The 10,000-nt window shown below is 72.0% G+C and carries 11 protein-coding genes; 4 read left to right on the top strand and 7 right to left on the bottom strand.

Annotation, left to right across the window (positions count from 1 at the left end):
- Positions 1-111 precede the first annotated feature (111 nt).
- Positions 112-1,389, bottom strand: coding sequence for an MFS transporter (locus IPZ69_RS44830; RefSeq protein WP_235460674.1), 1,278 nt, complete (start codon positions 1,387-1,389; stop codon positions 112-114).
- A 63-nt stretch (positions 1,390-1,452) separates the two neighbouring features.
- Here IPZ69_RS44830 and IPZ69_RS44825 point away from each other — a divergent pair, with 63 nt between their 5' ends.
- Positions 1,453-2,442, top strand: a complete 990-nt coding sequence (locus IPZ69_RS44825) for a LysR family transcriptional regulator (RefSeq protein ID WP_235460673.1) — start codon at positions 1,453-1,455, stop codon at positions 2,440-2,442.
- A 26-nt stretch (positions 2,443-2,468) separates the two neighbouring features.
- Here IPZ69_RS44825 and IPZ69_RS44820 read toward each other — a convergent pair whose 3' ends face one another.
- Positions 2,469-3,230, bottom strand: coding sequence for an alpha/beta hydrolase (locus tag IPZ69_RS44820; protein WP_235460672.1), 762 nt, complete (start codon positions 3,228-3,230; stop codon positions 2,469-2,471).
- 113 nt (positions 3,231-3,343) lie between these two features.
- Here IPZ69_RS44820 and IPZ69_RS44815 point away from each other — a divergent pair, with 113 nt between their 5' ends.
- Positions 3,344-4,507, top strand: coding sequence for an adenosine deaminase (locus IPZ69_RS44815; protein ID WP_235460671.1), 1,164 nt, complete (start codon positions 3,344-3,346; stop codon positions 4,505-4,507).
- Positions 4,508-4,658: 151 nt separating this feature from the next.
- A complete protein-coding gene (locus tag IPZ69_RS44810; protein WP_235460670.1) occupies positions 4,659-5,018 on the top strand; it encodes an ATP-binding protein in 360 nt (119 codons plus the stop codon).
- An 86-nt stretch (positions 5,019-5,104) separates the two neighbouring features.
- Here IPZ69_RS44810 and IPZ69_RS44805 read toward each other — a convergent pair whose 3' ends face one another.
- The 5 genes from IPZ69_RS44805 to afsQ1 form a co-directional block, all read right to left on the bottom strand.
- Complete coding sequence (locus IPZ69_RS44805) at positions 5,105-5,308, bottom strand: PspC domain-containing protein (protein ID WP_235460669.1); 204 nt, start codon at positions 5,306-5,308, stop codon at positions 5,105-5,107.
- A gap of 94 nt (positions 5,309-5,402) precedes the next feature.
- The gene (locus IPZ69_RS44800; RefSeq protein WP_235460668.1) at positions 5,403-5,963 is read right to left on the bottom strand and encodes a VanZ family protein; all 561 of its coding nucleotides are present in this window, start codon (positions 5,961-5,963) and stop codon (positions 5,403-5,405) included.
- A 135-nt stretch (positions 5,964-6,098) separates the two neighbouring features.
- Positions 6,099-6,740 carry a hypothetical protein gene (locus IPZ69_RS44795; RefSeq protein WP_235460667.1) on the bottom strand — a complete coding sequence of 214 codons (642 nt, stop codon included), beginning with the start codon at positions 6,738-6,740 and terminating at the stop codon, positions 6,099-6,101.
- Entirely contained in the window at positions 6,740-8,314 is a 1,575-nt protein-coding gene (locus tag IPZ69_RS44790; protein WP_235460666.1) for a sensor histidine kinase, read from the bottom strand. The genes IPZ69_RS44795 and IPZ69_RS44790 overlap by 1 nt, the downstream gene beginning before the upstream one ends.
- Positions 8,311-8,988 carry a two-component system response regulator AfsQ1 gene (gene afsQ1, locus IPZ69_RS44785; RefSeq protein WP_235460665.1) on the bottom strand — a complete coding sequence of 226 codons (678 nt, stop codon included), beginning with the start codon at positions 8,986-8,988 and terminating at the stop codon, positions 8,311-8,313. The genes IPZ69_RS44790 and afsQ1 overlap by 4 nt, the downstream gene beginning before the upstream one ends.
- A gap of 230 nt (positions 8,989-9,218) precedes the next feature.
- Here afsQ1 and IPZ69_RS44780 point away from each other — a divergent pair, with 230 nt between their 5' ends.
- Positions 9,219-9,977 (top strand): SigE family RNA polymerase sigma factor, encoded by a 759-nt coding sequence (locus IPZ69_RS44780; RefSeq protein WP_235460664.1) that lies wholly within the window; start codon positions 9,219-9,221, stop codon positions 9,975-9,977.
- Positions 9,978-10,000 lie beyond the last annotated feature (23 nt).

Raw genomic sequence — 10,000 nt, 5'->3', positions numbered from 1 at the left:
GTGAAAACCCCCTGCTCGGTCCGGTTGCCGCGCGGACGCTACCGGCGACCACTGACAGCGGACCCTGAGCAGGGGGAATGCGGAAAAGGAGAGACGGGCGGCGAGGAGGGCTCAGTGCGCGGCGGCGAACTCCCGGCGTGCCGACAAGCGGGCCGCTCGTGAGCCGAGGACCGTGATCGTGACGACGCCGAGGACCGCGAGGATGCCGATGCCGACCGTGCCGGTCCAGCCGCCCGTGTGGAAGGCCATCGCGCCGATCGTGCTGCCCGCGCTGGAGCCGATGTAGTACGCGGTCTGGTAGAGCGCGGAGGCCTGGGCGCGGCCGGTCGTCGCCGTCTTGCCGACCGCCGAGGAGGCCACCGCGTGGCCCGCGAAGAAGCCCGCCGTGATCAGGACCAGGCCCAGCAGGACCAGCGGGAGCGAGTCGGCCAGGGAGACCAGCAGACCGGCCGCGGTGGTGGTGCCGGCCAGGTACAGCGCGCCGCGCCGGCCCAGGCGGCCGACCAGCCGGCCCGCCGTCGACGCCGACACCGTACCGACCAGGTACACCAGGAAGATCGAGCCGATGATGCCCTGCGGCAGCGAGAACGGCGCCTCCGTCAGGCGGTAGCCGATGACCGTGTAGACGCCGCCGAACACCGTCATGAACAGCGCGCCGATCGCGTACAGGCGGCACAGCAGCGGGTTGGACAGGTGGTCGCGGACCGTGCGGGCGAGGACCCGCGGGCGCAGCGAGCCCGCCGTGAAGTGCCGGGGCGCGGGCAGCAGCAGCCGGAACGCCACCGCGCACGCGACCGCCAGCGCGCCGACGACCCCGACGGCCGCCCGCCAGCCCCACTCCTGCGCGATCCAGCCGGTGACGATCCGGCCGCTCATCCCGCCCACGCTGTTGCCCGCCACGAACAGACCGATCGCCGTGACCAGCGCCCGGGGGCGCACCTCCTCGGCCAGATACGCGGTCGCCGACGCCGGCAGCCCGGCCAGTGCCGCGCCCTGGACCGCCCGCAGCACCACCAGCGTGCTCAGCGAGGGCGCGAAGGGGACCAGCAGGCCGACCGACACCGCGACCGCCAGCGAGGCCGTCATCACCGTACGGCGGCCGAAGCGCTCCGACAGGGCGCTCATCGGCAGGACGAACAGCGCCAGGCCACCGGTCGCGGCCGACACCGTCCAGCTCGCCTCGCTCGCCGCCACCCCGAACTCGCCGGAGATCAGCGGCAGCAGGGCCTGAGTGGAGTACAGCAGCGCGAAGGTGGCGACACCGGCGAGGAAGAGCGCGAAGCTCATCCTGCGGTAACCGGGACCGCCGGGGGCCATACGGGAGTCGGAGGCGGGGACGGTCGGGACGGCGCCCACGGCAGTGGGCGCCCCGGTACTGGCGGGAGTCATGCCTCGAACCTAAGGACGTCGTGCCTCATCCGTCCAATGCATGGACTTGCCATAATCGTTCCCATGGTGCATCAGCAGAGGTCAGAGGGTCGCCTGTCACCGTCCAGTGACACAGCAGACATGGTGGAGCCGACGGCAGCGGCGGAGACGGCCGAGATGGCGAAGGTGCTCGCCCCTCGCCTCGCCTACTTCGCCGCCGTCGCCCGCACCGAGCACGTCACGCGCGCCGCGCAGGAGGCACGCGTCCCGCAGTCGACCCTGTCCCGGGCGATGGTCCGCCTGGAGCAGGACCTGGGCGTCGACCTCTTCGCCCGGCGCGGCCGCACCGTCTCGCTGACCCCCGCCGGCCGCACCTTCCTGACCTCCGTCGAGCGCGCCCTCGCCGAGATCGAGCGCGCGGCCGACGAGGTGCGCGCCGACGCCGACCCGGCCACCGGCAAGGTCGCCTTCGGCTTCCTGCACACCATGGGTGCCGAGACGGTCCCCGGCCTGCTGCACGACTTTCGCGCGGACCATCCGCGGATCCGCTTCAGCCTCGTCCAGAACTACGGCGAGGCGATGCTGGAGCGCCTGCGCGCGGGCGAACTCGACCTCTGTCTGACGTCTCCCGTCCCCGACGCCCCCGACCTGGTGGCCCGGCGTCTCGACGAACAGAAGCTCCGCCTGGTCGTCCCCGCCGACCACCGCCTGGCCGGCCGGCGCCGCATCCGCCTGGCCGAGGCCGCCGACGACACCTTCGTCACCCTCGAACCCGGCTACGGCCTGCGGCGGATCACCGACGACCTGTGCCGGCAGGCCGGCTTCCGCCCCAGGGTGGCCTTCGAGGGCGAGGAGGCCGAGACCCTGAGGGGGCTGGTGGCGGCGGGCCTCGGGGTCGCCCTCCTGCCACCGCCCACCGTGCCCAGGCCGGGCGTCGTGGAACTGACGGTCACGGCCCCGCGGGCGGCACGGGAGATCGGCGTCGCCTGGCTGGCCGACCGCCCGGACACCCCACCCGTGGCCGCCTTCAAGAAGTTCCTGCTGTCACGCAGGGGGAGCCTCCTGCCCGCCTGACGAAGGCCCGTGGACGACGGGCGGCCCTACCGTCTCAGCGACTTGCCGAACCCCGCCGCCAGCGGCATCCGCAGCCCGATCGGCGGCGGCGCCGCCAGCGCGTCCTCGACCGGCCGCGCCACCGGGTGCCCGAACAGCGCGCCCATCACGAAGTCCGAGGCGAGCGCGAGGACTTCGTCCCGGTACTGATGCAGCCCGTGCCCGTCAGCGTGCACCTCGAACCGGCACACCTCCCGGTTCACCTTCTTCACCCGGGCGGCGAGCCGGAAGGACAGCTCCGGGTCGGTGCGTTCGTCGTTCGTCCCGTGCACGATCAGCACCCGCCGCCCCACGAGCTGTTTCACCGGCTCGGGGGAGGCGGCCATGTCGTCCTCCGGCAGCCAGGGGGCGATCGCCACCACGGAGTTGACGGCCTCGTGTCCGCCCGCCCGCAGCGCCGCCCGGCCGCCCATCCCCACCCCGACCAGGCAGACGGGGACGTCCCCGTAACGCCGTACGACCTCGTCGACCGCCCAGGACGCGTCCCCGGCCAGATGCGCCTCGCTGCCGTTCCAGCCGCGGTAGCGGTAGTGGACGGCGTGCGCGGCCAGCCCCTCGCCCCGGCCGGCGCGGGCGAGCGCGCGTCCGAGGGCGCGGACGGAGGACGTCGCCCAGACGGACGAAGGCCGTCGGGCGGACACCTCCTCGCCGCCGGGGAGCAGCAGCACCGCCCCGCTCACCGCGGTCGGCTCCTGGCCGACTGCCCTTCCCAGCCTGGCCGTTCGTTCCGGCGCCGATTGGTGTGCCATGACAGAACAGTGTCAGAAGCACGGGTGTACGCCACCCTTCCGTGGGGTCACCGTTACGTATCGACGGATTCGTACACCCGGCGATCTACGCGCGTAGGGAGTACGGTGCGGAAATGACGAGCCAGACTGCACCGACCGGGACCCTTCCGACGCCGGACCAGATCCGCCGGGCGCCCAAGGTACTGCTGCACGATCATCTCGACGGTGGCCTTCGTCCCGGGACCGTCGTCGACCTCGCCCGGGAAACGGGCTACTCCCAGCTCCCCGAGACCGATCCGGACAAGCTCGGCGTCTGGTTCCGGGAGGCCGCCGACTCCGGCTCGCTGGAGCGGTACCTGGAGACCTTCTCGCACACCGTCGGCGTGATGCAGACCCGCGAGGCGCTCGTCCGGGTCGCCCGCGAGTGTGCCGAGGACCTCGCCGAGGACGGTGTCGTCTACGCCGAGGTGCGCTACGCCCCCGAGCAGCACCTGGAGGCCGGCCTCACCCTGGAGCAGGTCGTCGAGGCCGTCAACGAGGGCTTCCGGCAGGGGGAGCAGCAGGCGCGGGCGAACGGCCACCGCATCCGGGTCGGCGCCCTGCTCACCGCGATGCGGCACGCGGCCCGCGCCCTGGAGATCGCCGAACTCGCCAACCGCTACCGCGACCTGGGCGTAGTCGGCTTCGACATCGCGGGCGCCGAGGCCGGGTACCCGCCCACCCGGCACCTGGACGCGTTCGAGTACCTCAAGCGCGAGAACAACCACTTCACGATCCACGCCGGCGAGGCCTTCGGGCTGCCGTCGATCTGGCAGGCCCTCCAGTGGTGCGGCGCCGACCGGCTCGGGCACGGCGTGCGGATCATCGACGACATCCAGGTCCAGGAGGACGGCTCGGTGAAGCTCGGGCGGCTGGCCTCCTACGTCCGGGACAAGCGCATCCCGCTGGAGATGTGCCCCAGCTCCAATCTCCAGACCGGGGCCGCCTCCTCGTACGCCGAACACCCGATCGGGCTGTTGCGCCGGCTGCACTTCCGGACCACCGTGAACACGGACAACCGTCTGATGTCCCACACCAGCATGAGCCGGGAATTCGAGCATCTCGTCGAAGCATTCGGTTACACGCTCGACGACATGCAGTGGTTCTCCGTCAATGCGATGAAATCAGCGTTCATTCCTTTCGATGAACGACTGGCCATGATCAATGACGTCGTCAAGCCCGGATATGCGGAGCTCAAATCCGAATGGCTGTTCCGGCAGACCGCCTCCACCAGCGGATCTGTCGACTCGGAGGACTGACCGGGAGGGGTACGGGTGCACGGAATGCGGACGGGTTTTCACAATCCGTCCGCATTTCGATGTTTGCGGCGTCCGGCCCGGCGTGTTTACCGTCGGGGACCGCTCAGAACTTTTGTTGATCCCCGTCATCGCATTCAAGGACGCATTCACCATGAAGCAGTCTGCTGCCAAGACCCTCGGTGTCGCCGCCCTCGGTGCCGCCTTCGCCGCCGTCGGTGCCGGTGCGGCCAACGCGGCCCCGGCCGCCCCCCATGCCCCCCAGGCCGCGCAGGCCCTGGACACCGTCACCTCGACGCTGCCGGCCGGGAACGTGAGCAAGGCGCTGCCCGTGGGTGAGGCCCTCACCCACGGGCAGGCCGCGGTCGGTACGGGCCTTGCCGCCGCGCAGCCGGTCGCCGAGAAGGTCCTCGCCGGGGGTCCGACCGGCCCGGCCAAGGGCCTGCTCGGCGGACTGCCGCTGCAGGGCCTGCCCACGCACGGCCTGCCGGTGAACGGGATCCCGCTGGGCTGAAACAAGCCCCCCACACGCCGTTGGGGCGCACCCGGAAGCACCGGGTGCGCCCCAACGGCGTTCGTGCGTGCGGAACGCGCGGGACCTCACCAGGCCGCCGTGCCGGCCTTGTCCTGAGCGGGAAGCAGGATCCACAGGGCTATGTAGAGCAGGAACTGCGGGCCCGGCAGCAGGCAGGACAGCAGGAAGATCACCCGCATCGTGGTCGCGGAGGTGCCGAAGCGCCGTGCCAGCGCAGCGCACACTCCGCCGATCATGCGGCCATGGGTGGGGCGGGCAAGGGCGGTCATGGTCGGCTCCTTCGCGAGCGTCGGTCCGAGGCCTCCCGACTGGCTGCCTCATCTGACATCCACGCTACGCAGACGAAGGGGACGAAGCGTCGCTCTACGGTGCGATGCCGACCCTGGGAATCGTCGGGGTCCGACCCTGAGCGGTCTCCCCCTGGGGGACGGCGGCCTCGTCCCCGTGGCGCACGCGCTCGCCCTTGCGGCGCAGCCAGGCGCGGCCGGCCGGGACGACGGCGAGGTGCGCCAGGACCACGCCCACCGTGTTGAGGAGCAGCGAGTCGACGTCCACCACCCGGCCCGGCACCCCGGTCTGCAGCAGGGCTATGCCCAGGGAGATCAGGGCGCCCGTGGCCGCCGTACGGGCCAGGGAGGCGAACGGGGAGGCGGCGAGCCTGCCGTGGGCCATCGGCAGCAGCACGCCCAACGGGGCGAGCAGGGCGAGGCCCTCCCCGATCCGGTGGGCGGCCTCGGCCCAGCCCAGCGCCAGGTCGGCCCGGATGCCGGCGAGCGGGCGCAGATTGGCGGGCATCACCCAGGGGACGTCCAGTGGTCGCAGCATGAGCCAGGCGACGAACGCGAGATGCGCGACGAGGAGGACGCCCCCTGTCACACGGATGCGGATCGCGGCGCTGCCGCCGATGGAGCCTTCACGCTGCACGCCCCCCAAGACGCGCCCCCGTGCACGATCGGTTCCGGATCGGACACGCACGCGTGCATGAGGCGTCGCACACACCCGCGGTCCGGTGGCCCGGGCCGCGCGCCGGCCGGCTGTCCGCCCGCCCGCAGCCCGCCCTCAGCCCGCCGTCACGTCGCTCGACGGCGGCTCGGCGGTGCCCGGCCGGGCCCGGACGTCGTCGGTGCACTCGTACCGCCGCAGCGGCTCCCTGCCCGGTCCGCCCAGGATGACCGAGCCGTCGCCTTCGGCCGCCGCCGAGTCGGACAAGGTGCACACGATCTGGGCGAGGGCGGACGCGGTCAGCCGGTCCGGCGCGGTGCTCAGGCGCAGCGTGTCCTCGGGGTCCCCGGGCCGCGGCCCGCCCACGCTCATCCCGCCGTGCACGTACGTCGTGTAGCCCGCGTCCTTCTCGCTGGGCGACGGCGACTGGGCGAGCTGGTCCAGCAGCCCCTGCGCCACGATCACCCGCCGCTTCGCGTCCGCCGTGCCGTCCGGGACGCGCACCGCGCGGTCCACGGTCACCAGCGACGAACCGCACAGCAGGAACACCTGCACTGGCACGCCCCGCGAGGTCTGCGCCGACAGATCGGGTTCGGACAGCGAACACGGCACCCGCGAGGGCGCCGCGCCGAAGTCCGTCGGCACCTCGGTGGCCCGGATGCCGCAGCCGGTGAGGACCGCGGCGAGCAGCGGGAGCGCCAGCAGACGCCGGGCGCCCCGCCCACGGATCCGGCGGGCCTTCGTCGGTCGCGTGGTCATCACGCGCCCCCCTTCTCGCCGTCGCCGCCCTTGTCGCCCTTGTCGGGCTCCTCCGTCAGGACCGAGGCGTCCCTGGGCAGCCGCAGCGTGAACACCGCGCCGCCCTCGGGCGAGTTGGCGGCGGTGATCTCGCCGCCGTGGATGTGGGCGTTCTCCATGGCGATGGACAGGCCGAGGCCACTGCCCTCGGAACGCGGTCGGGAGGCGCTCGCCTTGTAGAAGCGGTCGAAGACGTGCGGCAGCACGTCCTCGGGGATCCCGGGGCCGTGGTCGCGCACCTGGACGACGAGCTGGTCGTCGACGATGCGCACCGACACCCGCACCGGCGACCCGCCGTGCTTGAGCGCGTTGCCGATCAGGTTGGCGAGGATGACGTCCAGGCGGCGCGGGTCGAGGCGGGCGTGGACGCCGCGCTCGGCGTCCAGCTCCACCGCGTCCAGCCAGGCGCGGGCGTCGATGCAGGCGGTGATCTGGTCGGCGATGTCGACGTCGTCCAGGACCAGCCGGGCGGTGCCCGCGTCGAAGCGGGTGACCTCCATCAGGTTCTCGACCAGGTCGTTCAGCCGCCGGGTCTCGCTCACCACCAGCCGTACGGCCGGTTCGACCATCGGGTCGATGCCGCCGGCCTCCGACTCCAGCTCCTCCTCCAGCACGTCCGTGACGGCGGTGATGGCGGTGAGCGGCGTACGGAGCTCGTGACTCATGTCGGCGACGAAGCGCCGGGACGCCTCGTCCCGCGCGGCCATGTCGTCGACCCGCTTCTCCAGCGCCTCGGCCGCGTTGTTGAACGTCCGTGACAGATCCGCGAGTTCGTCGGTGCCCGACACCCTGAGCCGGGTGTCCAGCTTGCCCTCGCCGAGCCGGCGGGCGGCGACCCCGAGCCGGTGGACCGGCTTGAGCACGGTCGTCGCCGCGGCCTGCGCGAGCAGCGCCGAGCCGATCAGCGCGAGCCCGGTGGCGATCCCGAGCGACCAGGCCAGGGAGTTGAGGTCCTTGGCCTCCGGTTCGAGGGACTTGAGCATGTAGCCGGTGGGGCCGCCACCGATCACCTTCGTCCCGGCCACCAGATACGGCGTGCCGTGGTCGACGACGCGTTGCCAGTACACGTGGTACGGCGACTCGTTGCCGTCGGCCACCTTCTGCTGCTTGTTCACCGCGGCGCGCAGCGACGTGGGCACGTCCTCCAGCGCGAACCCGTTCAGGCCGCCGGAATTGCCGTACACCGTCTGGCCGTTCGGGTCCTGGGCGACCAGCAGCACGCTGAAGCGCTGACTGCTGTTCGCCATCTGGCCCGCGGCGCGCTGCAGTTCGTCCTGGGTGGGGTGCACGGGCAGCGCGCCGGCCCGGTTCTGCATCTCCTGCTCGAAGTCGCGCAGCACCGCGTCCTGGGCGCGGGTGAGCACGGCCTCCCGGTTCAGCCAGTAGGCGATGCCCGAGGCCGACACGGCGGCCGTGAGCGCCACCAGCCCGAAGACCACGACCAGACGCAGCCGAAGACTGGTGAAACGCAGCCGTGACACGGTTCCCTTGCGACCCGCGGCCCAGCCGCGGATACCCCCTCGCGTCTGGGTCACTGAGGCGTGTCCAGGCGGTAGCCGACACCACGCACGGTACGGATCAGCGTCGGGGACGACGGCACGTCCTCGACCTTGGCGCGCAGCCGCTGCACGCAGGCGTCCACCAGCCGGGAGTCGCCCAGGTAGTCGTGCTCCCACACGAGCCTGAGCAACTGCTGCCGGGACAGGGCCTGGCCGGGCCGGCGGCTCAGCTCCAGCAGCAGGCGCAGCTCGGTCGGCGTGAGCTGGAGGTCCTCGCCGTTCTTGGTCACGGTCATCGCCGAGCGGTCGATGACGACGTTGCCGAACGTCGCCGAGTCGCTGGACTCGCGCTCGCCGCGGCGCAGCACGGCCCGGATCCGGGCGTCGAGCACCCGGCCCTGGACCGGCTTGACCACATAGTCGTCGGCGCCGGACTCCAGCCCGACCACCACGTCGATGTCGTCGTTGCGCGCGGTCAGCAGAATGATCGGCAACTGGTCCGTGCGCCGGATGCGCCGGCACACCTCGAACCCGTCGATACCGGGCAGCATCACATCCAGCACGATCAGATCCGGTCGCTGCTCGCGCAGCAGCTTCAGACCGTCCTCACCGGTGGCAGCGGTGGCCACCCGGTGTCCCTGGCGCGTCAGTGAGAGCTCCAGGGCCGTACGGATGGCGTCGTCGTCCTCGATCAGCAACAGGGAAGGCACGGGGCTCATTCTGGCCCATGGAGGGGCTCTCGTACGACCTGTGGGGCCCTCAGGCGCTCGAATCCCCGGTACCGCCACCACCTGTGCACACTCGGTGATTCCCCGGTGGCCGACCCCTGTGACAGGTCTGTGACAGTCGGCGGACACGGCCATGAAGGTCGATCGGCAAGCTTTTCGGCACAGGCAAGGAAGCGGATCGAACACCGGAAGTCCACGACGGGGAGCGCGAGATGAACACGCTGCACAGCATGAGCACCAGCGCAGTGGTCACGCGTCTGCACGACGTGAACCGGGGTTCCGAGAAGTCCGGTGCCGTGAGCGGGCGGGGGTGCGCTCGCGGCACCGGGCGTCAGCACACCACGTACATGTCGGTGGTTGACGCGCACACGGGGGGAAGCACGACGGGGGTCACGGGGGCCCACGGGGGAAGCGCGTACGGGGAGGACTCGGGGGAGCGTCGCTCGCTGACGGAGGCGGAGTTCACCGCCTACGTCCAGGAGCGCCGCGCCTCCCTGTACGCCACCGCCTACCACCTGACCGGCGACCGCTTCGAGGCCGAGGACCTGCTGCAGAGCGCGCTGTTCTCGACGTACCGGGCGTGGGACCGGATCAGCGACAAGGCGGCGGTCGGCGGATACCTCCGCCGCACCATGACGAACCTGCACATCAGCGCCTGGCGGCGCCGCAAGCTCAACGAGTACCCGACCGAGGAACTGCCGGAGACGCCCGGCGACACGGACGCGATGCGCGGCACCGAACTGCGCGCGGTCCTGTGGCAGGCGCTGGCCCGGCTGCCCGAGCTCCAGCGCACCATGCTGGTCCTGCGCTACTACGAGGGCCGCACGGACCCGGAGATCGCGGAGATCCTCGACATCAGTGTCGGCACGGTGAAGTCCAGCATCTGGCGGTCGCTCCGCCGGCTGCGCGAGGACGAGGTCCTCAGCTTCGGCCGTGACGAGGAGAACGCCTTCGGCGAGCTCGTCGCCTGAAGGCAGGGTCCCGCGGCCGCAGG

It is taken from the genome of Streptomyces olivochromogenes (assembly GCF_021538895.1).
Lineage (GTDB): Bacteria > Actinomycetota > Actinomycetes > Streptomycetales > Streptomycetaceae > Streptomyces > Streptomyces olivochromogenes_A.
This window is presented reverse-complemented; position numbering and strand designations above follow the sequence as displayed.